This window comes from Streptomyces rubellomurinus (assembly GCF_000961885.1).
Classification (GTDB): Bacteria; Actinomycetota; Actinomycetes; order Streptomycetales; family Streptomycetaceae; genus Kitasatospora; species Kitasatospora rubellomurina.
Window position 1 is genome coordinate 1 of the sequence record NZ_JZKH01000085.1, and the last position, 26,878, is coordinate 26,878.

Annotated in this window: 26 protein-coding genes; 17 read left to right on the forward strand and 9 right to left on the reverse strand. The window is 71.1% G+C overall.

Annotation, left to right across the window (positions count from 1 at the left end; genetic code table 11):
• Positions 1-529 (reverse strand): hypothetical protein (locus VM95_RS30155; RefSeq protein WP_045702732.1); only part of this gene is annotated, 529 nt, incomplete at its 3' end.
• A gap of 16 nt (positions 530-545) precedes the next feature.
• Complete coding sequence (locus tag VM95_RS30160) at positions 546-962, reverse strand: ATP-binding protein (protein WP_045702735.1); 417 nt, start codon at positions 960-962, stop codon at positions 546-548.
• Between the two features lie 251 nt (positions 963-1,213).
• On the opposite strand from VM95_RS30160, the gene VM95_RS39265 reads away from it, so the two are divergent.
• Entirely contained in the window at positions 1,214-2,479 is a 1,266-nt protein-coding gene (locus tag VM95_RS39265; protein ID WP_482260186.1) for a helix-turn-helix domain-containing protein, read from the forward strand.
• Here the strand turns inward: VM95_RS39265 and VM95_RS30170 are convergent.
• The 5 genes from VM95_RS30170 to VM95_RS30190 all read right to left on the reverse strand — a co-directional run bounded on the left by VM95_RS30170 (position 2,456) and on the right by VM95_RS30190 (position 6,443).
• Positions 2,456-3,088: an HAD family hydrolase gene (locus VM95_RS30170; RefSeq protein WP_045702739.1), complete on the reverse strand. Its 633-nt coding sequence runs from the start codon at positions 3,086-3,088 to the stop codon at positions 2,456-2,458. The genes VM95_RS39265 and VM95_RS30170 overlap by 24 nt on opposite strands.
• Before the next feature lie 104 nt (positions 3,089-3,192).
• Positions 3,193-3,597, reverse strand: coding sequence for a peptide-methionine (R)-S-oxide reductase MsrB (msrB, locus tag VM95_RS30175; protein WP_045702740.1), 405 nt, complete (start codon positions 3,595-3,597; stop codon positions 3,193-3,195).
• Between the two features lie 30 nt (positions 3,598-3,627).
• Entirely contained in the window at positions 3,628-5,010 is a 1,383-nt protein-coding gene (gene murC / locus VM95_RS30180) for a UDP-N-acetylmuramate--L-alanine ligase (protein WP_107073143.1), read from the reverse strand.
• A 128-nt stretch (positions 5,011-5,138) separates the two neighbouring features.
• Positions 5,139-5,600, reverse strand: coding sequence for an indole-3-glycerol phosphate synthase (locus VM95_RS30185; protein WP_107073142.1), 462 nt, complete (start codon positions 5,598-5,600; stop codon positions 5,139-5,141).
• A gap of 57 nt (positions 5,601-5,657) precedes the next feature.
• Positions 5,658-6,443 carry a pyrimidine reductase family protein gene (locus VM95_RS30190; protein ID WP_045702745.1) on the reverse strand — a complete coding sequence of 262 codons (786 nt, stop codon included), beginning with the start codon at positions 6,441-6,443 and terminating at the stop codon, positions 5,658-5,660.
• Positions 6,444-6,589: 146 nt separating this feature from the next.
• Here VM95_RS30190 and zapE point away from each other — a divergent pair, with 146 nt between their 5' ends.
• The 6 genes from zapE to VM95_RS30220 all read left to right on the forward strand — a co-directional run bounded on the left by zapE (position 6,590) and on the right by VM95_RS30220 (position 12,515).
• Positions 6,590-7,645 (forward strand): cell division protein ZapE, encoded by a 1,056-nt coding sequence (gene zapE / locus VM95_RS30195; protein WP_244179005.1) that lies wholly within the window; start codon positions 6,590-6,592, stop codon positions 7,643-7,645.
• A gap of 36 nt (positions 7,646-7,681) precedes the next feature.
• Positions 7,682-9,772, forward strand: coding sequence for an excinuclease ABC subunit UvrB (gene uvrB / locus VM95_RS30200; RefSeq protein WP_045702748.1), 2,091 nt, complete (start codon positions 7,682-7,684; stop codon positions 9,770-9,772).
• A gap of 263 nt (positions 9,773-10,035) precedes the next feature.
• The gene (locus tag VM95_RS30205; protein ID WP_045702750.1) at positions 10,036-10,614 is read left to right on the forward strand and encodes a TerD family protein; all 579 of its coding nucleotides are present in this window, start codon (positions 10,036-10,038) and stop codon (positions 10,612-10,614) included.
• 192 nt (positions 10,615-10,806) lie between these two features.
• Entirely contained in the window at positions 10,807-11,787 is a 981-nt protein-coding gene (locus VM95_RS30210; protein WP_045702752.1) for a TerC family protein, read from the forward strand.
• Positions 11,788-11,877: 90 nt separating this feature from the next.
• Positions 11,878-12,108: a FitA-like ribbon-helix-helix domain-containing protein gene (locus VM95_RS30215; RefSeq protein WP_045702754.1), complete on the forward strand. Its 231-nt coding sequence runs from the start codon at positions 11,878-11,880 to the stop codon at positions 12,106-12,108.
• Entirely contained in the window at positions 12,105-12,515 is a 411-nt protein-coding gene (locus VM95_RS30220) for a type II toxin-antitoxin system VapC family toxin (protein ID WP_045702756.1), read from the forward strand. The genes VM95_RS30215 and VM95_RS30220 overlap by 4 nt, the downstream gene beginning before the upstream one ends.
• Before the next feature lie 51 nt (positions 12,516-12,566).
• On the opposite strand, the gene VM95_RS30225 is transcribed toward VM95_RS30220, so the two are convergent.
• Both VM95_RS30225 and VM95_RS30230 read right to left on the reverse strand, forming a co-directional pair.
• Entirely contained in the window at positions 12,567-13,220 is a 654-nt protein-coding gene (locus VM95_RS30225) for an MBL fold metallo-hydrolase (protein ID WP_045702758.1), read from the reverse strand.
• Positions 13,221-13,268: 48 nt separating this feature from the next.
• Entirely contained in the window at positions 13,269-14,000 is a 732-nt protein-coding gene (locus VM95_RS30230) for a maleylpyruvate isomerase family mycothiol-dependent enzyme (protein WP_045702760.1), read from the reverse strand.
• A gap of 268 nt (positions 14,001-14,268) precedes the next feature.
• On the opposite strand from VM95_RS30230, the gene uvrA reads away from it, so the two are divergent.
• From uvrA to secG, 10 genes are all read left to right on the forward strand, one after another.
• Positions 14,269-17,181, forward strand: a complete 2,913-nt coding sequence (uvrA, locus tag VM95_RS30235; protein WP_045702761.1) for an excinuclease ABC subunit UvrA — start codon at positions 14,269-14,271, stop codon at positions 17,179-17,181.
• 115 nt (positions 17,182-17,296) lie between these two features.
• Entirely contained in the window at positions 17,297-17,740 is a 444-nt protein-coding gene (locus VM95_RS30240; protein WP_045702763.1) for a Rieske (2Fe-2S) protein, read from the forward strand.
• Between the two features lie 66 nt (positions 17,741-17,806).
• Positions 17,807-19,846 (forward strand): excinuclease ABC subunit UvrC, encoded by a 2,040-nt coding sequence (uvrC, locus tag VM95_RS30245; RefSeq protein ID WP_045702765.1) that lies wholly within the window; start codon positions 17,807-17,809, stop codon positions 19,844-19,846.
• 118 nt (positions 19,847-19,964) lie between these two features.
• Entirely contained in the window at positions 19,965-20,849 is an 885-nt protein-coding gene (gene rapZ, locus VM95_RS30250; protein WP_244179003.1) for an RNase adapter RapZ, read from the forward strand.
• A 71-nt stretch (positions 20,850-20,920) separates the two neighbouring features.
• Positions 20,921-22,018, forward strand: a complete 1,098-nt coding sequence (locus VM95_RS30255) for a gluconeogenesis factor YvcK family protein (protein ID WP_063773584.1) — start codon at positions 20,921-20,923, stop codon at positions 22,016-22,018.
• Positions 22,009-22,989 carry a DNA-binding protein WhiA gene (gene whiA, locus VM95_RS30260; RefSeq protein WP_045702768.1) on the forward strand — a complete coding sequence of 327 codons (981 nt, stop codon included), beginning with the start codon at positions 22,009-22,011 and terminating at the stop codon, positions 22,987-22,989. Before VM95_RS30255 ends, whiA begins: the two co-directional genes overlap by 10 nt.
• Before the next feature lie 300 nt (positions 22,990-23,289).
• A complete protein-coding gene (gap, locus tag VM95_RS30265) occupies positions 23,290-24,294 on the forward strand; it encodes a type I glyceraldehyde-3-phosphate dehydrogenase (RefSeq protein WP_045702770.1) in 1,005 nt (334 codons plus the stop codon).
• Positions 24,295-24,446: 152 nt separating this feature from the next.
• Positions 24,447-25,658 (forward strand): phosphoglycerate kinase, encoded by a 1,212-nt coding sequence (locus VM95_RS30270; protein ID WP_045702772.1) that lies wholly within the window; start codon positions 24,447-24,449, stop codon positions 25,656-25,658.
• Between the two features lie 4 nt (positions 25,659-25,662).
• Positions 25,663-26,448 (forward strand): triose-phosphate isomerase, encoded by a 786-nt coding sequence (gene tpiA, locus VM95_RS30275; RefSeq protein ID WP_045702774.1) that lies wholly within the window; start codon positions 25,663-25,665, stop codon positions 26,446-26,448.
• A gap of 87 nt (positions 26,449-26,535) precedes the next feature.
• Positions 26,536-26,772: a preprotein translocase subunit SecG gene (secG, locus tag VM95_RS30280; RefSeq protein ID WP_045702776.1), complete on the forward strand. Its 237-nt coding sequence runs from the start codon at positions 26,536-26,538 to the stop codon at positions 26,770-26,772.
• Positions 26,773-26,878: the final 106 nt, after the last annotated feature.

Here is a 26,878-nt window from a genome sequence, read left to right on the forward strand (position 1 = left end):
GGCAGCGGGTGAGGGCGTTGCGGAGGCGGATGTCGGGGTTGGGGGTGGTGGTGAGGAGTTCGCCGGCCTGGATGAGGGTGGTCCAGTAGCGGGTGGGGTCGCCGGTGGTGGGGAGGGGCTTGGTGGCGGTGAGGGAGAGGTAGGCGGCGGTGAGGTTGCCGGTGGTGAACCAGCGGGCGAGGCCGTGCTGGTGGCCGGCGCGGATGCCGCCGAGAGCGTCGATGGCGGTGAGGAAGAGGTCGACGACGGCGAGTTCGTGGGGGGTGAGGGTCTTGGGGATGTCGAAGACGCCGAGGGCTTCGAGGAGTTCGCCGGTGTCGGCCTCGGAGTTGGGTCGGGGGTTGGCGAGGAGGGCGTCGTAGCAGTCGTCGAGGCGGCGGTTCACCTCGGCGGCCGGGATCGCGAGGGCGGTGCAGACGGCGCGGGCGGAGCGCAGGGGTTCGCGGGTGCGGCGGGCGAGGGTGGCGTAGGCCTGGGCGGGGGTGTGGCCGGTGTCGAAGAGGTGGCGGGCGGCGAGGGCGAGTCGCATGGGTGGGGTGCCCTGTTCAGGCGGCGGGGGCGATGAGGGCCCAGACGAACTTGCCGATCCCGCCCGCGCGCGGGCAGCAGCCCCAGCGTTCGGCGAGCTCATTGACGAGGTGGAGGCCGCGTCCGCGCTCGTCGGTGAGGGTGGGCGGTCGGAGGGTGGGGCGGCCGGTTCCGGCGTCGTGGACCTCGATACGGAGGAGGCCGTTGGTGACGGCGAAGCGGATCTCGATGAGGCGGTCGTCAGGGGCGTCGGAGTGCTGGGCGGCGTTGGTGAAGAGTTCGCCGAGGAGGAGTTCGGCGATCTCGGAGTAGAGGGAGCCGGTGGGCAGGCCGGCGAGGTAGGCGCGCAGGAGGCGGCGGGCGTGGGGCGTCGCGTCCGTGTCGGACGCGAGGCGGGTGACGAACGCGCGGGGGTGGCAGCAGGTTTTGAGCATGGCGAGGTACCTCGGGAGGGGAAGGAACGGGGGGCTGTCCCTGCCTCACGCTGACGTGAATCAGGCGGGCGTGGGCAGGCAGCTGCGCGCCGGGGTCAACGCTCCTGCTCCTGGTGACCAGACGGCGACAACTGCGATCTGTACGGAATCGATCACACACCGCCAGCGCCCTGGCGACAATGCTGTGGCGCGATCCAGAAGCGATCCCATCTCCGAGGAGCGCCTTGATGCCCGATCAACTGCGCCACGATATGAGGCAAGCCCGCCGTGCTTCCGGCATGGGCTGGGCCGAGTTCGCTCGTGCGAGCGGGTTCGGCGTGGCGTACCTGCGCAACGTCGAGAACGGCAACCGCCGGGTGACCGAGTCGGTGGCCAACGCCTACGACAGGGTCCTCGAGACGGGCGGAAGCTTCGCCGCTGCTCTTGCCGATGCCGCGCCTGTGGACGCTTCTTGGAACCAGGCCGGGGCGACTCTGGCGGTTCTTACGAGCCTGATGGAGGGAAGACGAGTGGATCGCCGAGGGTTCCTCGCTGCCGGCGTCGCCCTGTCGGCGTCAACGAACAATTGGGTCACGGCCATCGGGCGCACCCTCCTGGAGCCACGGGCCATGCCTGTGGACCACTCCTCCCTGCTGGAGGGTCTGGAGGGCCGGCTCCAACTCCTGCGCCACGTGGACGACGAACTCGGCAGCGGCGAGGTCTTCACGGCTGCGCGCAGTGACCTCGCCTTGGCGGTAGCGGCGATCAAGTCCCGTCGCTACAGGGGCGATCAGCTGTCGCGCCTGTACGCGATCACCACCGAGGCCGCCCGCCAGGTCGGCTGGGCGGCCTTCGACCAGGGCCGCGTCGGCCTCGCCCAGTCCTACTTCGACGCCTCCTTGCGGGCCTCCGCCGAGTGCGGCGATGTGGTCGCGGGTGCCTACACGCTGTCCTTCGCCGCCATCCAGTGCTACTCCTCCCCGGGCCTGGCCGGTCGGGCGGTGTCGTTCGTGGACGCGGCCCGGACCCAAGTGCGCGGTCGGAGCACCCCGCGGATGGAGGCGATGCTGGCCGCCCGCGCGGCCCGCGCGTGGTCGAAGGATGGGGCGAAGGAGGAGGCGAGGCACCAACTCCACCTGGCGCACGCCGCGTTGGACAAGGGGCGGCGTGAGGACGACCCCGGCTTCCTTTACTGGGTGGACTACGGCGAGATCGAGATGATCGCCGGCTCCTCCGCCCTGGAGCTGGGGGACCCTACCGAGGCCCTGCGCCGGTTCGAGGCCGGCATGCAGGCGTATCCGGGTGACGAGCAGTACCCCCGCAGCCACGCCATCTACCTCGCCCGCGCCGCGGAGGCGCACCTCGCGCTGCACGACTTGGACGCCGCTGTGGCCACCGGCCGACACGCGGCAGCCTGCCTCGGCTCGGTCGACTCCGCGCGCTCCGCGTCCCAACTGCGGGGCCTGCGCGAGAAACTGGCCCCACACGCCGCCCACGCAGGGGTCCGCGACTTCCTAGAGGCCGGGCAGGCGCAGTAGCTCGCGCAGCCGCCGTACGACCACGTCCTCGTCCAGCCCGAGTACCGGGGTGAAGCCGAGCCGCTGGGCGGCGACGAGGTTGTCCTCGCTGTCGTCCACGAACAGGCACTCCTCGGCGCTGACGCCCAGGCAGTCCAGTACGACCTGAAATGCCTCTGGTTCGGGCTTGCGGACACCGTGTTCCGCCGACAGCACCACCGCGTCGAAGGTGTTGTCCAGGTCGAAGCCGGCGTACGGGTCGTAGGGCTGCCGGCCGAGGCTGTTGGACAGCACCGCAGTCCGCACCCCCGCCGCGCGAGCCTGCCGCGCGACCTGGAGGACCGGGTACGCCGGGAAAGCGTCGTGGAGGTACCTGGCCAGCAGGTTGTCCGACTTCACTCCCATCAGGGCCGCGAACCCGGCGTTCCAGTCCTCCTGGCTGATCCGGCCGAGTTCAAGGCGCCTGAACAGGTCCTGTCCGCGAGGGTCCGACCAGGCGCGCAGGAACGTCCCCGGGGCGATCCGCTCCCGGTTCTCGAACCATGTGATGACCTCCACCATGTTCGACGTCAGGACGCCGAAGAAGTCGAAGACCACCGCACGAAACGAACTCGCTGCCGCCCGATCCATCCGCACAGCGTACGGGGAACCCACCGTTGGCCGACACCCGGCGACACGCGTGAGGGCGGGGCCGTGGTGGTGTCCACGGCCCCGCCCTCGAAGGATGCGGGGTGCTACTCCGCCGGCTTCAGCGTCAGCGAGATGCTGTTGATGCAGTAGCGCTGGTCGGTCGGGGTGCCGTAGCCCTCGCCCTCGAAGACGTGGCCGAGGTGGCCGCCGCAGGTGGCGCAGCGGACCTCGACGCGGCGCATGCCGAGGGAGGTGTCCTCGATGTACTGGACGCGGTCCTCGGCGAGCGGCGCGTAGTAGGACGGCCAGCCGCAGTGGCTGTCGAACTTGGTCTCGGAGCTGAACAGTTCGGCCCCGCAGGCGCGGCAGCTGTAGACGCCGACGGTCTTGGTGTCGGTGTACTCGCCGACGAAGGGGCGCTCGGTGCCGGCCTCGCGGAGCACGTGGTACTCCTCGGGGCTGAGCTGGGCGCGCCACTCGGCTTCGGACTTCTGGATCTCGTAGCTCATCACGGCTCCCGACGCGATAGGCGCGATAGGTCAGACGTTGGAGGCAACGTTGGCCAGGTGCCGCAGAATTTCCGGCCCCAGGTTGGTGACGTCCCCCGCGCCCATGGTGAGCAGCAGGTCGCCGGGGCGGGCCAGCCCGGCGAGCAGGGCGGGGGCGGCGGCGAAGTCGTGTTCGGCGGTGACGTCGGCGCCGGCCCGGCGGGCGGCGTCGATGATCAGCTCGCTGGTCACGCCCGGGATCGGGTCCTCGCGGGCCGGGTAGATGTCGAGCACCACCGAGGTGTCGGCGAGCGCGAGGGCGGCGCCCATCTCCTCGGCGAGCTGCTGGGTGCGGCTGAACAGGTGCGGCTGGAAGACGACCAGGACGCGGCCCTCGGTGGCCTCGCGGATGGCCTCCAGGTCGGCGGTCATCTCGGTGGGGTGGTGGGCGTAGGAGTCGATCACCTGGACGCCGCCCGCCTCGCCCTTGAGCTGCAGGCGGCGGCGCACGCCGGTGTAGGCGCCGAGCGCCTTGGCGAGGTCGGCGGCGGGGACGCCGAGCGCGACGCCGGCGGCGAGCGCGGCCACCGCGTTGTGGGCGTAGTGCCGGCCGGGCACCGAGACGGTGAAGGTCAGCTCGGCGCCGTCGAGCAGCACGGTGACCTCGCTGGTCATGCCGTGGGCGACCACCGACAGGACGCGCAGGTCGGCGTCCTCGGCGGCGCCGACCGTCACCACGTTCAGGCCCTCGCGGCCGGCCACCCGGGCGGTGAGCTCGCGGGCGCCGTCGTGGTCGGCGGAGACCACCAGGGTGCCGCCGGGGACGATCCGGCCGACGAAGGTCTCGAAGGACTCGTAGATCTCGTCGATCGAGGCGTAGTTGGCGTGGTGGTCCAGTTCCACGTTGAGCACGATCGCCACCTCGGGCGCGTACTTGTGGAAGCTGCGGTCGCTCTCGTCGGCCTCGGCGACGAAGATCTCCCCGGCGCCGTGGTGGGCGTTGGAGCCGGGCGCGTCGAGGTCACCGCCGATGGCGTAGGACGGGTCCAGGCCCAGCTCGCCGAGGGCGACGGCGAGCATGCTGGTGGTGGTGGTCTTGCCGTGGGTGCCGGCGACGGCGAGCGCCCGGCGGCCGCCCATCAGCGCGGCGAGCGCGTCGGAGCGGTGCACCACCGGGATGCCGCGCTCGCGGGCGGCGGCCAGCTCGGGGTTGTCGGTGCGGATCGCGCTGGAGACGACGATGCTGCTGGCGCCGTCCGGCACGTGCTCGGCGGCGTGGCCGACGTGCACGGTGGCGCCCAGCGCCCGCAGCGCGAGGACGGTCTCGGACTCCTTGGAGTCGCTGCCGGAGACGCTGGCGCCGCGCACCGCGAGGATCTTCGCCAGGCCGGACATCCCGGCGCCGCCGATACCGATGAAGTGCGGGGCGTGCAGGTCGTGCGCGGCGTCGTTCAAGGCGGGGCTCCGTACGGGCGGGGGCTGGCTGTGGGCGGGGCGGGCCGGACGCGAATCGTCCTCGCGGGCCGGCCGCAAGGACGATTCTGCACCACCGGCGCGCGGAGTCAGGAGTCGCTGGCGAACAGCCGCAGCACCGGGACCCCCACCTTGTGCCGGGCCTGGGAGGCCCAGTCGCGGTGGAAGAACTCCTCGACGAAGTGCGGTGAGGTGAGCACCACCACCTCGTCCGCCTCCTGCTGCCGGACCACCTCGCGCAGCCGGTCCAGCGGCTTCTCCTCCACCAGCTCGCCGACCGCCTCGGCCCCGGCCGCGCGCAGGTGGCGCAGGCTGTGCTCCAGCGACTCGGTGGCCACGGTCGGGCCGGTCTCGGACTCGTCGTGCTCGTGCACCACCTTGTCCAGGTGGCCGAGGGCGACGTCGTCGAGCGCCCGCAGCAGCTCGTCCTGCTTGCCGCGCGGCTGCATCAGGACGACGAAGGACACCTTCTCGTCGCTGTGGAGCGTGGTGACCAGCTCCACGTCCGCGTCGGAGAGAGCCTTCTCGATCATCAGTACCGTCTTGAACACGTGAGTCCCTTCCAGTGGCCGGCCCCCGGGCCCCGGCATCGCATAACGGGATCACGATCAGGGGGTCACGGGGTCATCCGAACCCAGGTGACGCAGGTAGCGGGTGAAGAGGAATCCTTTCTGCTCGATCAATGAGACCAGCCGCATCCGCTGCACGTCAGGCATTTGCGCATGGTGGACGATCCGCGGCGCGTCGCCGCCCGTGATCAGCGGGGCCAGCGACAGGCACAGCTCGTCCAGCAGGTCCACCGTCGCCAGCTGCCCCAGCAGCCGCGGACCGCCCTCGCACAGCAGCCGCGTCCAGCCGCGCTCCGCGAGCGCCGCCACGCCCGTCCGCAGGTCCACCGAGCCGAGGCCGGCGAGCACCAGGTCCGCGACCTCGGCGACGGCCCGGCGGCGCTCCTCGGGGGCGTCCTCGGTGGTGATGACCACCGTCCTGACCAGCGGCTCCGTGAACAGCGGCGCGCCCAGGTCGAGGTCCAGCGACCGGGTCACGATCGCGATCGCCGGGGCCGGGGCCTGCCCGGCCGCGGCCCGCGCCGCCGCGAACTCGGCCCGCGCCCGGGCCGGCCGGTAGCCCTCGACCCGGACCGTCTCGGCGCCCACCAGCACCACGTCCGAGAGCGCGCGCAGCACGCCGAAGATCCGCTTGTCGGCGTCGCCGGACAGGCCCTCGGACACGCCGTCGAGCTTCGCCGCGCCGTCCAGCCCGGTCACCATGTTGGCGCGCAGCCAGGGGCGGCCCCGATTCACCTGGTCGGGGTACGCGTAGAGGGCGGCCAGCGCCTCCAGGGAGGACGGATCGGCGACGGGCCCGTCGAGCGGGTTGATCAGCAGGTGCATGTCCTCAGTCTTCCACCGTGGGCCGTTCGGGGGTCGTTCGTGGGCCGTTCGAGGGGAGTCCGGAGGCCGTTCGGAGGGCGGGGGGACCAGGCGTACCCTCTACTGATGTGTCCGCAGCTCCCCGCCCCGCCACCGCGACCGAGACCATAGCCGTTCCCGGCCAGGCCGGCGCCCCGATCGCGCTCGCCTCCCGCCGCCCGGTGGTGCCCGCCGAGCGCCTGGTCGCCGAGATGGTCCCGCCGCCGCGCTTCTCCCAGGTCAGCTTCGGGACGTACCTCCCGGACCAGAGCCAGCCCAGCCAGTACGAGGCCGTCCAGGTCCTGGAGCAGTTCGCGACCACGCTCGGACGAGGAAATGGGGGAGGAAACGGTTCTGCGCCCAAGCGCAGCTGGTTCCGCCGCAGCGCCCCCGCGCCCACCGGCCCGGCCGGCGTCTACCTCGACGGCGGCTACGGCGTCGGCAAGACCCACCTGCTCGCCTCGCTCTGGCACGCCGCCCCCGGCCCGAAGGCCTTCGGCACCTTCGTCGAGCTGACCAACCTGGTCGGCGCGCTCGGCTTCCAGCAGGCCGTCCAGACCCTCTCCGGGCACACCCTGCTCTGCATCGACGAGTTCGAGCTCGACGACCCGGGCGACACCGTCCTGGTCTCCACCCTGCTCGGCCGCCTGGTCGACAACGGCGTCAAGCTCTGCGCCACCTCCAACACGCTCCCGGAGAAGCTCGGCGAGGGCCGCTTCGCCGCCGCCGACTTCCTGCGCGAGATCCAGGGCCTGTCCGCCCACTTCCGCCCGATGCGCATCGACGGCCAGGACTACCGCCACCGCGGCCTGCCCGACGCCCCGCCGCCGTACCCCGACGACACCGTCGAGGCCGTCGCCGGCCGCACCCCGGGCGCCTCCCTGGACGACTTCGACGCCCTGCTCGCCCACCTCTCCGCCGTCCACCCCAGCCGCTACGGCGCGCTGCTGGACGACGTCACCGCCGTCTGCCTGCGCGGCGTCCGCCAGGTCGACGACCAGTCCACCGCCCTGCGCCTGGTCGTCCTCGCCGACCGCATGTACGACCGCGAACTCCCCATCACCGCCTCCGGCCTCCCCTTCGACCAGGTCTTCCCCGAGGAGATGCTCCGCGGCGGCTACCGCAAGAAGTACCTCCGCGCCATCTCCCGCCTGGTCGCCCTGGCCCGGGACAGCGCGAAGTAGGCCACGTCTGTCAGTGGTGGGTCGTACGGTGGACTCGTGCGTCCCATCACGAGTATTGAGCGGTCCGTGGCGCCTTTCGAGGTCGTCAGCCCCTTCCAGCCGAACGGCGACCAGCCGGCGGCGATCGCCGAGCTGGAGCGGCGGGTCAGGGGCGGGGAGAAGGACGTCGTGCTGCTCGGTGCCACCGGTACCGGCAAGTCGGCGACCACGGCCTGGATGATCGAGAAGCTGCAGCGGCCCACCCTGGTGATGGCGCCGAACAAGACGCTGGCCGCGCAGCTGGCGAACGAGTTCCGCGAGCTGCTGCCGAACAACGCGGTCGAGTACTTCGTCTCGTACTACGACTACTACCAGCCCGAGGCGTACGTCCCGCAGACGGACACCTACATCGAGAAGGACTCCTCGATCAACGAGGAGGTCGAGCGGCTGCGGCACTCGGCCACCAACTCGCTGCTCACCCGCCGCGACGTGGTCGTGGTCGCGTCCGTCTCCTGCATCTACGGCCTCGGCACCCCGCAGGAGTACGTGGACCGGATGGTCCCGCTGAAGGTCGGCCAGGAGATCGACCGCGACGTGCTGCTGCGCCGCTTCGTCGACATCCAGTACGCGCGCAACGACGTGGCCTTCAGCCGCGGCACCTTCCGGGTGCGCGGCGACACCATCGAGATCTTCCCGGTGTACGAGGAGCTCGCCGTCCGGATCGAGATGTTCGGCGACGAGATCGAGGCGCTGTACACCCTGCATCCGCTCACCGGCGAGATCATCAGCCAGGACGAGCAGATCTACGTCTTCCCCGCCTCGCACTACGTGGCCGGCCCCGAGCGCATGGAGCGCGCGATCACCGGCATCGAGCAGGAGCTGGAGCAGACGCTCGCCAAGCTGGAGAAGCAGGGCAAGCTGCTGGAGGCCCAGCGGCTGCGCATGCGCACCACCTACGACATCGAGATGCTGCGCCAGATCGGCACCTGCTCGGGCGTCGAGAACTACTCGATGCACTTCGACGGCCGCGAGCCCGGCTCCCCGCCGAACACGCTGCTCGACTACTTCCCGGAGGACTTCCTCCTGGTCATCGACGAGTCGCACGTCACCGTCCCGCAGATCGGCGCGATGTACGAGGGCGACGCCTCGCGCAAGCGCACGCTGGTCGAGCACGGCTTCCGGCTGCCGTCCGCGATGGACAACCGCCCGCTGAAGTGGGAGGAGTTCCTGGGGCGGATCGGCCAGACGGTGTACCTGTCCGCGACGCCGGGCCCGTACGAGCTGTCGCGCGGCGACGGCCAGGTCGAGCAGATCATCCGCCCGACCGGCCTGATCGACCCCGAGGTGATCGTCAAGCCGACCGAGGGCCAGATCGACGACCTGGTGCACGAGGTCCGCAAGCGGGTCGAGCGGGACGAGCGCGTGCTGGTCACCACGCTGACCAAGAAGATGGCCGAGGACCTCACCGACTACATGCTCGGCCTGGACATCCGGGTCCGGTACCTGCACAGCGACGTGGACACCCTGCGCCGCGTCGAGCTGCTGCGCGAGCTGCGCGCGGGCCGGTTCGACGTGCTGGTCGGCATCAACCTGCTGCGCGAGGGCCTGGACCTGCCCGAGGTGTCGCTGGTGGCGATCCTGGACGCGGACAAGGAGGGCTTCCTGCGCTCCGGCACGTCCCTCATCCAGACGATCGGCCGCGCGGCCCGCAACGTCTCCGGCCAGGTGCACATGTACGCGGACCGGATCACCCCGTCGATGGAGAAGGCGATCGACGAGACCAACCGCCGCCGGGCCGTGCAGCAGGCCTACAACAAGGAGCACGGGATCGACCCGCAGCCGCTGCGGAAGAAGATCGGCGACATCCTGGACACCCTCGCCCGCGAGGACGTGGACACCGACGAACTGCTCTCCACCGGCTACCGCGGCTCCGGCAAGGCCAAGGCCCCGGTGCCGATGCTCGGCGCGGAGCGCAAGCCGGCCAAGTCGCTGCCGGCCGCCGAACTGGCCGAGCTCATCCAGGAGATGACCGACCGGATGCACACGGCCGCCGCCGACCTGCAGTTCGAGGTCGCGGCGCGGCTGCGCGACGAGGTGAAGGAGCTGAAGAAGGAGCTGCGCCAGATGCGCGAGGCCGGGGTGGCGTAGCGGCCGCCGAGCGGCGGCGGGGCACCGCGGGGCTTGGCCGGAATGGCACCGGTCAAGCCCGGCGGTGTCTCAGCCTTGCCACAAACGGGGAAACGCAGAGGAGGAGACGGGGCCGCAGGCCCTAGGCTGGCCTGCGGCATCACGCTCTCGGGACGGAGCGGCGAGCCGTGGTAGCGGGGGCCTCAGCCGGGGGACGGCAACGGGGTGTTCCATCGTGGCGCCGGGCGGGCTCGACCGCGCGGCCGTGCAGAGAGGACAACGCCGTGTCGGTGAACCTGGCCAAGGGCCAACGGGTCAGCCTCCGGAAGGGGCCGGGCGGCTCCCTGACCGTGGTCCGGATGGGCCTCGGTTGGCAGGCCGCGCCCAAGCGGGGCCTGTTCGGCAGCCGCGCCCGGAAGGTCGACCTGGACGCCTCGGCGTTGCTGTACGCCGAGAAGACGCCGTCCGACGTGGTGTTCTTCCAGCACCTGGAGTCGACGGACGGCTCCGTCCGGCACACCGGGGACAACCTGGAGGGCGGCTCCGGCGCCGAGGACGACGAGGCGATCCTGGTCGACCTGCTGCACGTGCCGGCGCACATCACCCAGGTGGTGTTCACCGTCAGCTCGTACACCGGGCAGACCTTCGCCGAGGTGCGCCTGGCGCACTGCCGGCTGGTGGACGAGACGACGGGCCTGGAGCTCGCCCGGTACGAGCTGGCGGGCGGCGGGCCGCACACCGGGCAGATCATGGCCAAGGTGTACCGGGACGGCGAGGGCGGCTGGGAGATGCAGGCGATCGGCGCACCGGCCAAGGGGCGGACCTTCCAGGACCTGCTGCCGGCCATCGAGCCGTTCCTCTAGCCCGCCTCTTTACCTTCTTTACCTTCCCTTGCCGCTCCTGTTACCCTCGACGGTAGCGGAGGGGAGTATTCCTCGACAGCCGACCCCGTCATCACGGGTGCCCGTCGCGGCACCCCGGGGCGCTGGCCCGATGGGCGGAAGAGACCTCCGGCAGTGACGACCCGTCTCGCCCAGCTGCCGGAGGAGCAGTAAATGGACGTTTCCGTAACCATGTGGGCCACCACGATCGGTGTGCTGATCGCACTCGTCGTGGCGGACTTCTTCATCGGAGGGCGCAAGCCGCACGAGGTCTCGATCAAGGAGGCCGGCATCTGGACGGCCGTCTGGGTCGTGCTCGCGCTGATCTTCGGCGGCTTCCTCTGGTGGCACTCCGGCGCCCAGCCGGCCGGCGAGTTCTTCGCCGGGTACATCACCGAGAAGTCGCTCAGCGTCGACAACCTCTTCGTGTTCATCCTGATCATGGGCAAGTTCGCGGTGCCCAGGATCTACCAGCAGCGCGTGCTGATGTTCGGCGTGATCATCGCCCTGGTGCTGCGCGCGGCGTTCATCGCCGGCGGCGCGGCCCTGGTCTCCGAGTTCTCCTGGGTGTTCTTCGTCTTCGGCGCCTTCCTGATCTGGACGGCCTGGAAGCTGATCAAGGAGGCCCGGGCCGACGAGGAGGACGAGGAGTTCGAGGAGAACCGCCTGCTCAAGTCGATCACCCGGCGCTTCCCCGCCACCGAGGACTACCGCGGCACCAAGCTGCTCGTCCGCGAGCACGGCCGCCGGCTGATCACCCCGATGCTGATCGTCATGCTCGCGATCGGCACCACGGACGTCCTGTTCGCCCTGGACTCGATCCCGGCCATCTTCGGCCTCACCCAGGACCCGTACATCGTCTTCACGGCGAACGCCTTCGCCCTGATGGGCCTGCGCCAGCTCTACTTCCTGATCGGCGGCCTGCTGAAGAAGCTGGTCCACCTCAGCTACGGCCTGTCGGTGATCCTCGGCTTCATCGGCGTGAAGCTGGTCCTCCATGCCGCCCACGAGGCGGGCGCCAATGTCCCGGAGATCGGCATCCCGCTCTCGCTGGCCTTCATCGTGGTGGTGCTGGCCGTCACCACCTTCACCAGCCTGCGGGCCTCGAAGAAGGCCGCCGAGGCCGAGCGCGAGCCGCAGAAGCTCGACGCCTGACCGGAGTCGAACGCATGAGAGCCCCGCCGCCGGATCGATCCGGCGGCGGGGCTATCTGCACTATGCAGGCAATGGCACTATGCTGCAGGCATGACTGCTCTGACGATCCGGGACGTCCCGGATGACCAGATCCAGACCCTGAAGGTTCGTGCCGCCCAGGCCGGCAAGTCTCTTCAGGCCTACTTCCTCGATCTCATCGCGCGCGAGACGTCCAAGCCCACCTTGGAGGAGATGGTGGCGCGCCTCAACCGTGAGACCACCGCCAGTGTCAGCGCGGGCGATGTCCTGGCCGCGATCGACGAGGGACGGGCTGGGCGGTGAGCGGGACGGTCGTCGTCGACTGTTCCGCACTGGTGCACTTCCTCGTCAACCGAGACGCCCTCGGCCTCGCCGTCCGGACCCGGGTGGGTTCCGCGGACACCGTGGCCGTGCCCACGCTGATCGACTACGAGATCCAGTCGGCCCTGCTGGGTATGCGGCGGGCGGGCAAACTCACGGAACGGGAGGTCGACAGGGCCGTCGAGGCCTATCGGCTGCTTCCGGTCGCCCGACACGAGACGCTCCACCTCTGGAGCCGCGTCCAGGCTCTCCACGCGAACCTGAGCGCCTATGACGCCCAGTACGTCGCCCTGGCCGAGGCTCTCGCCGCGACGCTGATCACCAGTGATGCGAGGATCGAGCGAAGCGGTGCCGCGAAGTGCCGCATCGAGGTCTTCGGCTCGAACTGATGATGTTTCCCGGTGGTCGGCCCCCCGTGGGGGCCGACCAACCGAGGGGTGCTACCAACCCCGGTCGTGCCATTCCGCCAGGTGGGGGCGTTCGGTGCCGAGGGTGGTGTCGTTGCCGTGACCGGGGTAGACCCAGGCCTCGTCGGGGAGGGCGTCGAAGATCTTCTCGGTGACGTCCCGGTAGAGGGTGCGGAAGGCCTCCGGGTCGCCCCAGGTGTTGCCGACGCCGCCCGGGAAGAGGCAGTCGCCGGTGAAGACGTGCGGGTGGCCCTGCGGGTCGTCGTAGATCAGCACGATCGCGCCCGGGGTGTGGCCGACCAGGTGGCGGACGGTGAGTTCGACGTCGCCGACGCGCAGCCGGTCGCCGTCCGCGAGCAGCAGCTCGGTGGGGACGTCGATGCCCTCGGCGTCGTGCTCGCCCGCGGCGGTGCGGGCGCCGGTGGTGGCGACCACCTCGGCGAGCGCGCCCCAGTGGTCGTGGTGCCGGTGGGTGGTGACCACGGTCTCCAGCTCGTCGCCGACCGTCTCCAGCAGCACCGGTGCGTCGGCGGCCGCGTCGATCAGCAGCTGTTCGTCGGTGGCCCGGCAGCGCAGCAGGTAGGCGTTGTTGTCGTACGGGCCCACGGCCACCTTGGTGATGATCAGGTGCGCCAGCTCGCGCACGTCCGGCGGCCCGCCGACCTTGACCGCTCCGTGGTACGTCATCCGTCCGCTCCTCGTCCGGCAACAGGGTTCAGGATCATCGTCCCGCCATCAGCCCATGGGGGGAAGCTCGGGGAGCCCGGTGTCGGGGGTGCGGCGCAGGTCGGCGCCGTCCGAGCGGCCGGAGAGCCAGGCGGCGAGGGCGCGGACCGGGCCTTCGACGGTCGGGCCGGTGCCGGCCGAGGGGGCGCCGATCAGGGCGCGGTCCTCGGTGTCGTCGGCGATCAGCCGGACGGCGGGGAGGTCGTCGTCGCCGTCCAGGGTGGTGGCGAGGCGGCGGAACTGGGCCACCGCGAAGGACTCCGACCACTGCGCGGGGGTGTAGCCGGCGTCCAGGTCGACGTGGTGGTACTCCAGCTCCAGCAGGCGCTTGAGCGGGATCTCGTGGGCCGGGAAGACGTAGCCGGAGCGGTGCTTGACGCCCACCGCCCAGGCCTCCGGGCCGAGCAGCGCGGCGGCCTCGGCGAAGCGGGCGTGCGCGTCGCGCAGGTCGGCGAGGTGGACGTCCAGCGGGCGGGGCGCGTCGCGTTCGATGTCCTGGTCGCGGACCTCGTTGCTGGCGTACTGCGGGATGTCGGTGCCGGTGCGGGCGCCGTCGAGCAGGTTGACCAGGGAGTCGGCGTTGCGGGCGAGGTGGGCGAGCACGTGGCCGCGGGTCCAGCCGGGGAGGGCGGAGGGCTCGGCGACGGCGTCGGGCTCCATCGCGGCGACGGTGGTCAGCAGGCGCCGGGTGCTCTCCTCGACCCGGCTCAGCCAGGACGCGGCGGCTTGTGCATCGGTCATCGAATCTGCCTTCCGTACGGAACAGGGCGTTGCCCGGGCCGGGCCTCGCTCGTTGACCAGTCGACGCTATCGCCGCATCCGGGCCCTGAGCAGGGGGTTTTTCGGTCCGGGTACGGACGGCCCGGAAGCGGTCCTCACTCGTTCGGGTGGTCTCCACTGGACAGAGTCGATATTCGAACGTCTGAGCTATAGGCTGGCTGCCGCATCCTGGAAGAAGAACCCGCTCACCTCCAAGGCCGTCTCGTACCGGAGAAAGGCGCCAGAAGCTGTGGCCGACCGCCTCGTCGTCCGCGGTGCACGCGAGCACAACCTGAAGAACGTCTCGCTCGACCTGCCCCGCGACTCCCTCATCGTCTTCACGGGCCTCTCCGGCTCCGGCAAGTCCTCGCTCGCCTTCGACACGATCTTCGCCGAGGGCCAGCGCCGCTACGTCGAGTCGCTGTCCTCCTACGCCCGCCAGTTCCTGGGCCAGATGGACAAGCCCGACGTGGACTTCATCGAAGGCCTCTCCCCGGCCGTCTCGATCGACCAGAAGTCCACCAACCGCAACCCCCGCTCTACCGTCGGCACCATCACCGAGGTGTACGACTACCTGCGCCTGCTGTTCGCCCGGATCGGCAAGCCGCACTGCCCGCACTGCGGCCGCCCGATCGCCAAGCAGTCGCCGCAGGCGATCGTCGACAAGGTCCTGGAGCTCTCCGAGGGCACCCGCTTCCAGGTGCTCAGCCCGGTGGTGCGCGAGCGCAAGGGCGAGTTCGTCGACCTGTTCGCCGACCTCCAGTCCAAGGGCTACTCCCGCGCCCGCGTGGACGGCGAGACGATCCAGCTCGCCGAGCCGCCGAAGCTGAAGAAGCAGGAGAAGCACACCGTCGAGGTGGTCGTCGACCGCCTGACCGTCAAGGAGAGCGCCAAGCGGCGGCTCACCGACTCGGTGGAGACGGCCCTGCGGCTGTCCGGCGGCATGGTCGTGCTCGACTTCGTCGACCTCCCGGAGGACGACCCGGAGCGCGAGCGGATGTACTCCGAGCACCTGTACTGCCCGTACGACGACGTGTCGTTCGAGGAGCTGGAGCCGCGCTCGTTCTCCTTCAACTCGCCGTTCGGCGCCTGCCCGGACTGCTCGGGCCTGGGCAACCGGATGGAGGTCGACCCGGAGCTCGTCGTGCCGGACCCGGAGCGCTCGCTGGACGAGGGCGCGATCCACCCGTGGTCGGCCGGGCACGCCAAGGAGTACTTCCAGCGCCTGATCGACGCGCTGGCCGAGGAGCTGGGCTTCCGCACCGACATCCCCTGGGCCGGGCTGCCGGCCCGCGCCAAGAAGGCGCTGCTGTACGGGCACAAGCACCAGGTGCAGGTCCGCTACCGCAACCGCTTCGGCCGCGAGCGCTCGTACAGCACCGGCTTCGAGGGCGCGGTGCCGTTCATCCAGCGCCGGCACACCGAGGCGGAGAGCGACAGCAGCCGCGAGCGCTTCGAGGGCTACATGCGCGAGGTGCCCTGCCCGACCTGCCAGGGCACCCGGCTCAAGCCGGTGGTGCTGGCGGTCACCGTCGAGGAGAAGTCGATCGCCGACGTCTCGTCGATGTCGATCAGCGACTGCGCCGAGTTCCTGGGCGCGATGAAGCTCAACGACCGGGACAAGCAGATCGCCGAGCGCGTCCTGAAGGAGGTCAACGAGCGGCTGCGCTTCCTGGTCGACGTCGGCCTGGACTACCTCTCGCTGGACCGCGCGGCCGGCACCCTCTCCGGCGGCGAGGCGCAGCGCATCCGGCTGGCCACCCAGATCGGCTCCGGCCTGGTCGGCGTGCTGTACGTGCTGGACGAGCCGTCGATCGGCCTGCACCAGCGGGACAACCACCGGCTGATCGAGACGCTGGTGCGGCTGCGCGACATCGGCAACACCCTGATCGTGGTCGAGCACGACGAGGACACCATCAAGACCGCGGACTGGGTGGTGGACATCGGCCCGGGCGCCGGCGAGCACGGCGGCAAGGTGGTGCACTCCGGTTCGCTGAAGCAGCTGCTCACCAACAAGGAGTCGCTGACCGGCCAGTACCTGTCCGGCAAGAGGTTCATCCCGGTCCCGGCCGCGCGCCGCGAGCGGGACAAGAAGCGGCAGTTGACGGTCCACGGCGCCCGCGAGCACAACCTCAAGGACGTCACGGTCGGCTTCCCGCTCGGCACCTTCACGGCGATCACCGGCGTCTCCGGCTCCGGCAAGTCGACGCTGGTCAACGACATCCTCTACACCCACCTCGCCCGGGAGCTGAACGGCGCCCGCAGCGTGCCCGGCCGGCACACCCGGATCACCGGCACGGACCTGGTGGACAAGGTGGTGCACGTCGACCAGTCGCCGATCGGCCGCACCCCGCGCTCCAACCCGGCCACCTACACCGGGGTGTTCGACCACGTGCGCCGGCTGTTCGCGGAGACGCAGGAGGCCAAGGTCCGCGGCTACCTGCCCGGCCGGTTCTCGTTCAACGTGAAGGGCGGCCGCTGCGAGAACTGCACCGGTGACGGCACCATCAAGATCGAGATGAACTTCCTGCCGGACGTCTACGTGCCGTGCGAGGTGTGCCACGGCGCCCGGTACAACCGGGAGACGCTGGAGGTGCACTACAAGGGCAAGTCCATCGCCGAGGTGCTGGACATGCCGATCGAGGAGGCGCTGGCGTTCTTCGAGGCCGTCCCGGCGATCGCCCGCCACCTGCGGACGCTCAACGACGTCGGCCTCGGCTACGTCCGCCTCGGCCAGTCCGCGCCGACGCTGTCCGGCGGCGAGGCGCAGCGCGTCAAGCTCGCCTCGGAGCTGCAGAAGCGCTCCACCGGGCGGACGGTCTACGTGCTGGACGAGCCCACCACCGGTCTGCACTTCGAGGACATCAGCAAGCTGATCAAGGTGCTCAGCGGGCTGGTCGACAAGGGCAACACGGTGATCGTGATCGAGCACAACCTCGACGTGATCAAGACCGCCGACTGGGTCGTCGACATGGGCCCCGAGGGCGGTTCCGGCGGCGGCACGGTGGTCGCCGAGGGCACCCCGGAGCAGATCGCGGCCGTCTCGGAGAGCCACACCGGCAAGTTCCTCCGGGACATCCTGCCGGGCGACTTCGCGGACGCCCCGGTCGCCGCCCCCGCCAAGCGGGCGCCGCGCAAGCGGGCCGTCGCGGCGAAGAAGTAGTCGGCCCCGCCCCGCCGTTCCCCGGATGCCCGGGGGCGGCGGGGCGCGTGCCGCATAGACTTCCGTGGTCCCACGAGCAGTCGAACCGCAGCAGTCGAACCGCAGGAGAGCACCGATGTCCGAGGCCACCGAGTCCAGCCCCGCCACCTCCCGCCGCACCCTGCTCTGCGGCGCCGCGGCCGTCCTGGCGGCCGGCGGCACCGTGACGCTCGCCGGCTGCGGCTCCTCCGGCGACTCCTCCGCCAAGAGCAGCGCCCCCAAGGGCCCGGTGGACCTCGGCCCGGCCACCGACGTCCCGGTCGGCGGCGGCAAGGTCTTCCGCGAGCAGAAGATCGTCGTGACCCAGCCCGCCGAGGGCCAGTTCAAGGCCTTCAGCGCCAAGTGCACCCACGCCGGCTGCGTGGTGGACCAGGTGAAGAAGCAGCAGATCCAGTGCCCGTGCCACGGCAGCCGGTTCGCCATCGCCGACGGCTCGGTGCAGGACGGCCCGGCCCCCACCCCGCTGCCCGCCTACGCCGTCACGGTCGAGGGCGGGAACCTCAAGGTGACCCCGAGCTGAAGCAGGCGAGCCCCGTCCCCGTGATCTTGCCCCCACGACACCGGCCCCGATCGGTACGGTGGACCCATGGCTGACCCGAGCACCTACCGCCCGGCGCCGGGAGCGATCCCGATCTCCCCGGGCGTCTACAAGTTCCGCGACGCCCACGGCCGGGTCATCTACGTCGGCAAGGCCAAGAGCCTGCGCCCGCGCCTGTCCTCGTACTTCCAGGACCTGGCCGGGCTGCACCCCCGCACCGCGACGATGGTGACCACCGCCGCCTCGGTGGAGTGGACGGTGGTCGCCACCGAGGTCGAGGCGCTGCAGCTGGAGTACTCCTGGATCAAGGAGTTCGACCCCCGGTTCAACGTCAAGTACCGCGACGACAAGAGCTATCCGGAGCTCGCCGTCACGCTGAACGAGGAGTACCCGCGGGTCCAGGTGATGCGCGGGGCGCACAAGAAGGGCGTGCGCTACTTCGGCCCGTACGGGCACGCCTGGGCGATCCGCGAGACGGTCGACCTGCTGCTGCGCGTCTTCCCCGTCCGCACCTGCTCCAACGGCGTGTTCAAGCGCGCCCGGCAGGTCGGCCGGCCCTGCCTGCTCGGCTACATCGGCAAGTGCGCCGCGCCCTGCGTCGGCAAGGTGACGGCGGACGAACACCGGGCGCTGGCCGAGGACTTCTGCGACTTCATGGCCGGGCGCACGGGCAACTACCTGCGCCGGCTGGAGGCGCAGATGCAGGAGGCCGCCGAGGAACTGGAGTACGAGAAGGCGGCCCGGCTGCGGGACGACATCGGCGCCCTCAAGCGCGCGATGGAGAAGAACGCCATCGTGCTCGCCGACGCCACCGACGCCGACCTGCTGGCCGTCGCCGAGGACGAACTCGAAGCCGCCGTGCAGATCTTCCACGTCCGCGGCGGCCGGGTGCGCGGCCAGCGCGGCTGGGTCACCGACAAGGTCGAGGACGTCGACACGGCCGGCCTGGTCGAGCACGCCCTGCAGCAGCTGTACGGCGCCGCCGCCGCGGACGAGCGCAACGAGTCCGTCCCCCGCGAGGTGCTGGTGCCCGCGCTGCCCGACCCGGTCGGGCCGATACGGGACTGGCTGAGCGAACTGCGCGGCAGCCAGGTCGACCTGCGCATCCCGCAGCGCGGCGACAAGAAGGACCTGATGGCCACCGTGCAGCGCAACGCCCAGCAGGCCCTCGCGCTGCACAAGACCAAGCGCGCCTCCGACCTCACCACCCGCAGCCGCGCCCTCCAGGAGATCGCCGACGCGCTGGAGCTGGACTCCGTCCCGCTGCGCATCGAGTGCTTCGACATCTCCCACCTCCAGGGCGAGGACGTGGTCGCCTCGATGGTCGTCTTCGAGGACGGCCTGGCCCGCAAGAGCGAGTACCGGCGCTTCCAGATCAAGGGCTTCGCCGGCCAGGACGACGTCCGCTCGATGCACGAGGTGATCGGCCGGCGCTTCCGCCGCTACCTCCAGGAGCGCGAGCAGACCGGCGAGTGGGCCGTCCCCGAGGCGGACGACGAGGGGGAGGGCCCGCGCACCGAGGACGGCCGCCCGCGCCGCTTCGCCTACCCGCCGCAGCTGCTGGTGGTCGACGGCGGCCAGCCGCAGGTCGCGGCCGCCAAGCGCGCCCTGGACGAACTCGGCATCGACGACGTCGCGCTGTGCGGCCTGGCCAAGCGCCTGGAGGAGGTCTGGCTGCCCGGCGAGGACGACCCGGTGGTGCTGCCGCGCTCCAGCGAGGGCCTCTACCTGCTGCAGCGCGTCCGCGACGAGGCCCACCGCTTCGCGATCACCTACCAGCGCGCCAAGCGTTCCAAGCGACTCACCGCCGGGGAGCTGGACTCCGTCCCGGGCCTCGGCGAGACTCGCCGCCGGGCGCTGCTCAAGCACTTCGGCTCGCTGAAGAAGCTCCGGGCGGCCACCGTCGACGAACTCTGCGCCGTACCCGGCATCGGACGCCGCACGGCGGAGACCGTTGCGGCGGTGTTGTCGTCCCGTACACCCGCCGCACCCGCGGTCAACACCGCGACCGGCGAGATCATCGAGGACGGGGCTGACGAGGTCGTGACCGCAGTGCCCCGGACCGCACCATCCCAGGAGACGCCATGACGGCCGACGCCGCCCGTCAGCAGGCCCGCCCCGCCCCCGCGCGCCCGTCCGGGCCGGGGAAGGACGGCCGCGCCGTGGGTGTTCTCCCCAGCAGAAAGACCGAGAACGGGGAACCGAAGTGACCGTGTCAGACGTGGCCGAGAACGCGCCGGAGCTGGTGATCATCTCCGGCATGTCCGGAGCCGGCCGCTCCACCGCGGCCAAGTGCCTGGAGGACCTCGGCTGGTTCGTGGTCGACAACCTGCCGCCGGCCCTGATCCCGACCATGGTCGACCTCGGCGCCCGCTCCCAGGGGAACGTGGCCCGGATCGGCGTGGTCGTGGACGTCCGCGGCCGGCAGTTCTTCGACGACCTGCTGACCTCGCTGGACGAGCTGGAGAAGCGCGGTGTCCGCCTCCAGGTGGTCTTCCTCGACTCCTCCGACGAGGCCCTGGTGCGCCGCTTCGAGAGCGTGCGCCGCCCGCACCCGCTGCAGGCGGACGGCCGGATCGTCGACGGCATCGCCCAGGAGCGCGACCTGCTGCGCGACCTGCGCGGCGAGGCCGACCTGGTGATCGACACCTCCAACCTCAACGTGCACCAGCTGCGCGCCAAGCTGGACGCCCAGTTCGCCGACCACGACGAGCCCGAGCTGCGCGCCACCGTGATGTCCTTCGGCTTCAAGTACGGCCTGCCGGTCGACGCCGACCTGGTGGTGGACTGCCGCTTCCTGCCCAACCCGCACTGGGTGCCCGAGCTGCGCGCCCGCACCGGCACCGATGCGGACGTCGCCGACTACGTGTTCCAGCAGCCCGGTGCCAACGAGTTCCTGGACGGCTACGCCGAGCTACTCCGGATCGTTACCGAGGGCTACCGCCGGGAGGGGAAGCGCTACATGACGCTTGCCGTAGGCTGCACCGGTGGCAAGCACCGGAGCGTCGCCATGTCCGAGCGGCTGACCAAGCGTCTCATCGCGGACGGTGTGGAGACGGTGCTCGTCCACCGTGACATGGGCCGGGAGTGACCGCCGCCCTCCTGCCGGGCCCCGGCGGAGCCGGTGGCGGGGCGAGGAACGCGAGGTGATTCGTGGCGGGAGTGGCGGGATACGGGCCCGGGCGGCAGCCGCAGGGCAGGGCCGGTGACCGGGCGGGCAGCCCGGCCCGGCCCCCGGCTCCGAGCCGGCCGCGCAGCAGTCCCGCCCGGACCAACCCCGCCCCCCGGATCGCCGCCCTCGGCGGCGGCCAGGGCCTGTCCGCCTCGCTGTCCGCGCTGCGCCGGCTGACCACCGACCTGACGGCCGTGGTCACCGTCGCCGACGACGGCGGCTCCAGCGGCCGGCTGCGCGAGGAGCTGGGCGTGCTGCCGCCGGGCGACCTGCGCAAGGCGCTGGCCGCGCTGTGCGGGGACGACGACTGGGGCCGCACCTGGTCCGAGGTGATCCAGCAGCGCTTCACCGGCACCGGCGAGCTCGGCGGCCACGCGGTCGGCAACCTGCTGATCGTGGCCCTCTGGGAGAAGCTGGGCGATCCGGTGTCCGCGCTGGACTGGGTCGGCCGGCTGCTGAACGTCCAGGGCCGGGTGCTGCCGATGTCGGCGGTGCCGCTGGACATCGAGGCGACCGTGCGCGGCCTCGACCCGGCCCGCCCGGGCGCGGTCACCGCCGTGCGCGGCCAGGCCAGCGTCGCGGCGACCCCCGGCACGGTGCAGTCGATCCGGCTGCTGCCGGCCGAGCCGCCGGCCGTCCCGGAGGCGGTCACCGCCGTCCGCGAGGCGGACTGGGTGGTGCTCGGCCCCGGCTCCTGGTTCACCAGCGTGCTGCCGCACCTGCTGGTCCCCGAGCTGGCCAAGGCCCTCACCGAGACCCGCGCCCGCCGCCTGCTCACGCTGAACCTCGCCCCGCAGCCGGGCGAGACCGAGGGCTTCACCCCGCAGCGCCACCTGGAGGTCATCGCCGACCACGCCCCGGACCTCGCCGTGGATGCGATCCTGGTGGACGAGCGCGCCGTCACCGGCGGCGCCTTCGGCCAGGCGGACCTGGCCGGATTGGAGAAGGCCGCCGAACGGATGGGTGCCGCTCTGGTGCTCGGTACGGTGGCCCGCACCGACGGGAGCCCGCGACACGACCCGGAGCTGTTGGCGGCCGCGTACGACCGGATTTTCCGGACACATGGAAGGATCGGGCCATGGCGATGACTCCAGCGGTGAAGGACGAGATCAGCCGGCTCCCGGTCACCCGGGCCTGCTGCCGCAAGGCGGAGGTGTCGGCGATCCTGCGGTTCGCGGGCGGACTGCACATCGTGAGCGGCCGCATCGTGATCGAGGCGGAGCTGGACACCGGGTCGGCGGCGCGGCGGCTGCGCAAGGACCTCCTGGAGATCTTCGGGCACTCCTCCGACCTCGTGGTGATGGCCCCCGGCGGGCTGCGGCGCGGCAGCCGCTTCGTGGTCCGGGTGGTCAAGGACGGCGAGCTGCTGGCCCGCCAGACCGGCCTGGTCGACGGCCGGGGCCGCCCGATCCGGGGCCTGCCCCCGGCGGTCGTCTCCGGCGCGACCTGCGACGCCGAGGCGGCCTGGCGCGGCGCCTTCCTGGCGCACGGCTCGCTCACCGAGCCGGGCCGCTCCTCCTCGCTGGAGATCACCTGCCCCGGCTCCGAGGCCGCCCTGGCGCTGGTCGGCGCCGCCCGCCGGCTCGGCATTCCGGCCAAGGCCCGCGAGGTGCGCGGGGTGGACCGGGTGGTGATCCGCGACGGCGACGCCATCGGCGCGCTGCTGACCCGTCTCGGCGCGCACGAGTCGGTGCTCGCCTGGGAGGAGCGCCGGATGCGGCGCGAGGTCCGGGCCACCGCGAACCGGCTGGCGAACTTCGACGACGCCAACCTGCGCCGCTCGGCCCGCGCCGCGGTGGCGGCCGGCGCCCGGGTGCAGCGCGCGCTGGAGATCCTGGGCGAGGAGGTGCCCGAGCACCTGGCCGCGGCCGGCCAGCTGCGGATGCAGCACAAGCAGGCCTCGCTGGAGGAGCTGGGCGCGCTCGCCGACCCGCCGCTGACCAAGGACGCGGTGGCCGGCCGGATCCGCCGCCTGCTGGCGATGGCCGACAAGCGCGCCTCGGAGCTGGGTCTGCCGGGCACCGAGGCCAGCCTGACGGACGAGATGGCGCTCAACTGACGCTCACGGTGCGTGACTAAACCACGGCCGGTGCCCGCACGACGGGCGCCGGCCGTGGGCCGTTCCGGGGCCGGTCCGCCCTCCCGAATTGGTAGAGACCACTGGCCACGGGGCCAACTGCCCGGCCGGGCGGGGACGGACGGCCGGAAAGCGGGTTTCGACAGCGCCACGCCCAGTCTCACGAGGTGGCGCGATGTGCCCTCCCAGCCGCGGGAGGGGTAGGGTCGTAGGCGGTCGGGGACTTCCCAAATCTCATCCCCGTCGGCCTAGCGCCGGCGTACCTAACGAGGAGATCGGTTCGTGACGATCCGGGTAGGCATCAACGGCTTCGGCCGCATCGGCCGCAACTTCTTCCGCGCTGTCAAGGCCCAGGGCGCGGACATCGAGATCGTCGGTGTCAACGACCTCACCGACACCAAGACCCTGGCCCACCTGCTCAAGTACGACACCACCCTGGGCACCTTCCCGGGCCAGGTCTCGCACACCGAGGACAGCATCACCGTCGACGGCCACACCTTCAAGGTGACCGCCGAGCGCGACCCCGCCAACCTCCCCTGGGCCGCCCTGGGCGCCGACATCGTCGTCGAGTCCACCGGCATCTTCACCAAGGCCGAGGCTGCGAAGAAGCACCTCGCCGCCGGCGCGAAGAAGGTCCTCATCTCGGCGCCCGCGAGCGACGAGGACATCACCATCGTGATGGGCGTCAACGACGAGAAGTACGACGCCGCCAAGCACGACATCATCTCCAACGCCTCCTGCACCACCAACTGCGTGGCGCCGATGGCCAAGGTGCTGAACGAGAGCTTCGGCATCGTCAAGGGTCTGATGACCACCGTCCACGCGTTCACCAACGACCAGGTCACCCTGGACTTCCCGCACAAGGACCTGCGCCGTGCTCGTGCGGCCTCGCAGAACATCATCCCGACCTCGACCGGTGCCGCCAAGGCGACCGCCCTGGTCCTGCCGGAGCTGAAGGGCAAGCTGGACGGCACCTCGCTGCGCGTTCCGGTCCCGACCGGCTCCATCACGGACCTGGTCGTCACCCTGGAGCGCGAGGTCACCAAGGACGAGGTCAACGCCGCGTTCCAGAAGGCCGCGGAGGGCCCCCTCAAGGGCATCCTGGCCTACACCGAGGACCCGATCGTGTCCTCGGACATCGTCAACGACCCGGCCTCCTGCATCTTCGACTCCCAGCTCACCATGGTCCAGGGCAACCAGGTCAAGGTGCTCGGCTGGTACGACAACGAGTGGGGCTACTCGAACCGCCTCGTCAACCTGACCACCCTCGTCGGCGGGCAGCTCTGACCTTGCGGGAGCTGACGTGATGTAGGGGCGAGGGCCCGGACGGCGACCACGCCGACCGGGCCCTCGTTCCGCGCTTCCAGTACTTCCCAGGCGGCCCCTGCGCCGTGCCGCCTCCTGCGCATCAACCATCTCCCCAGGAGAACCAAATCCCCGTGAAGACCATCGAAGAGCTCATCGAAGCCGGTGTCGAAGGCAAGCGCGTGTTCGTGCGCGCCGACCTGAACGTCCCGCTGGACGGCGCGACGATCACCGACGACGGCCGCATCCGCGCCGTCGCGCCGACCATCGCCAAGCTGGTCGCGGCCGGCGCGAAGGTCGTCGTCGCCTCGCACCTCGGCCGGCCCAAGGGCGCGCCGGACCCGCAGTTCTCGCTCGCCCCGGCGGCCAAGCGCCTCGGCGAGATCCTCGGGCGGGAGGTCGTCTTCGCCGCCGACACCGTGGGCGACAGCGCGAAGGCCGTCGTGGCCGCGCTGGGCGACGGTGACGTCGCGCTGCTGGAGAACCTGCGCTTCAACGCCGGCGAGACCAGCAAGGACGACGCCGAGCGCAAGGCCTTCGCCGAGCAGCTCGCCACCCTGGCCGACCTGTACGTGGGCGACGGCTTCGGCGCCGTGCACCGCAAGCACGCCTCGGTCTACGACCTGCCCGGCCTGCTGCCGCACGCCGCCGGCGACCTGATCGCCACCGAGGTCGGCGTGCTGAAGAAGCTCACCGAGGACGTCAAGCGCCCGTACGTCGTCGTGCTCGGCGGCGCCAAGGTGTCCGACAAGCTCGGCGTGATCGACAACCTGCTGAAGAAGGCCGACCGGATCCTGATCGGCGGCGGCATGGCGTACACCTTCCTCAAGGCCAAGGGCCACGAGGTCGGCATCTCGCTGCTGCAGGAGGACCAGATCCCGGTCTGCCTGAACTACCTGGCCGAGGCCGAGAAGCGGGGCGTCGAGTTCGTCCTGCCGGTCGACGTCCTGGTCTCCGCCGAGTTCCCCGACCTCAAGGGCAAGACCCCGGCGACCTACGACACCGTCGCCTCGGACGGCATCCCCGCGGACAAGGAGGGCCTGGACATCGGCCCGAAGACCCGCGAGCTGTACGCGGCGAAGCTGGCCGACGCGGGCACCGTGTTCTGGAACGGTCCGATGGGCGTCTTCGAGCACCCCGACTACGCGAACGGCACCAAGGCCGTCGCGCAGGGCCTGCTCGACAGCGACGCGTTCACCGTGGTCGGTGGCGGCGACTCCGCCGCGGCCGTCCGCATCCTGGGCTTCGACGAGAACGCCTTTGGACACATCTCGACCGGCGGTGGCGCGAGCCTCGAGTACCTGGAGGGCAAGTCCCTTCCCGGTCTCGCCGCCCTGGAAGGCTGACAGCATGACTGAGCGTCTCCCGCTGATGGCGGGCAACTGGAAGATGAACCTCAACCACCTCGAGGCCATCCAGCACACCCAGAAGCTGGCGTTCGCGCTGGCCGACAAGGACTACGAGGCCGTCGAGGTCGCCGTCCTGGTGCCGTTCACCGACCTGCGGTCGGTGCAGACCCTGGTCTTCGGCGACAAGCTGAAGATCAAGTACGGCTCGCAGGACATCTCGCAGCACGACTCCGGTGCCTACACCGGCGAGGTCTCCGGCCCGATGCTGGCCAAGCTGCAGTGCACCTACGCGGTGATCGGCCACTCGGAGCGCCGCCAGTACCACGGCGAGGACGAGGAGATCGTCAACGCCAAGGTCAAGGCCGCCTACCGGGCCGGGGTCACCCCGATCCTGTGCATCGGCGAGCCGCTGGAGATCCGCAAGGCCGGCACCCACGTCGAGTACACCCTGGCCCAGCTGGACGGCGCCCTGGAGGGCGTCCCGGCGCACCAGGCCGAGTCCATCGTGGTCGCGTACGAGCCGGTCTGGGCGATCGGCACCGGCGAGGTGGCCACCCCGGAGGACGCGCAGGAGGTCTGCGCCGCCATCCGCGGGCGGATCGCCGAGCTGTACGACGCCGAGCTGGCCGGCAAGGTCCGCGTGCTCTACGGCGGTTCGGTCAAGTCGTCGAGCGCGGCCGGCCTGATGGCCAAGCCCGACATCGACGGCGGCCTGATCGGCGGTGCCTCGCTGGACGCCGACGAGTTCGTCAAGATCGTGCGTTACCGTGAGCAGGCAGTAGGCTAACGCCGCCGCAGCAACGTAGGCTTTGGGGCCGGACCGCCGTACGCGGCCCGGCCCCTTCGCCGAAGATACGAGAGAGTTGGTCCCGTCGTGGTTCTCGGGTTCTCGATTGCCCTGATCATTTTCAGCGCACTGATGATCCTGCTGGTGCTGCTGCACAAGGGGAAGGGCGGCGGCCTGTCCGACATGTTCGGCGGTGGCGCCATGTCCACCGGTGGCGGCTCGGCGGTGGCCGAGCGCAACCTGGACCGCATCACCATCGTGGTCGGCCTGGGCTGGTTCGCCTGCATCGTGGTGCTCAGCCTGGTGCTCAAGTACAAGAGCTGACGCAGGCCTGACGCCCCGTCGTCCGAGCGCCTATCCTGGGACGGTCGGGGCCGTGGGCGATGCTGGCGGATGCTTAGCCCCTGCTTACACTAGGACGACTTTCGCC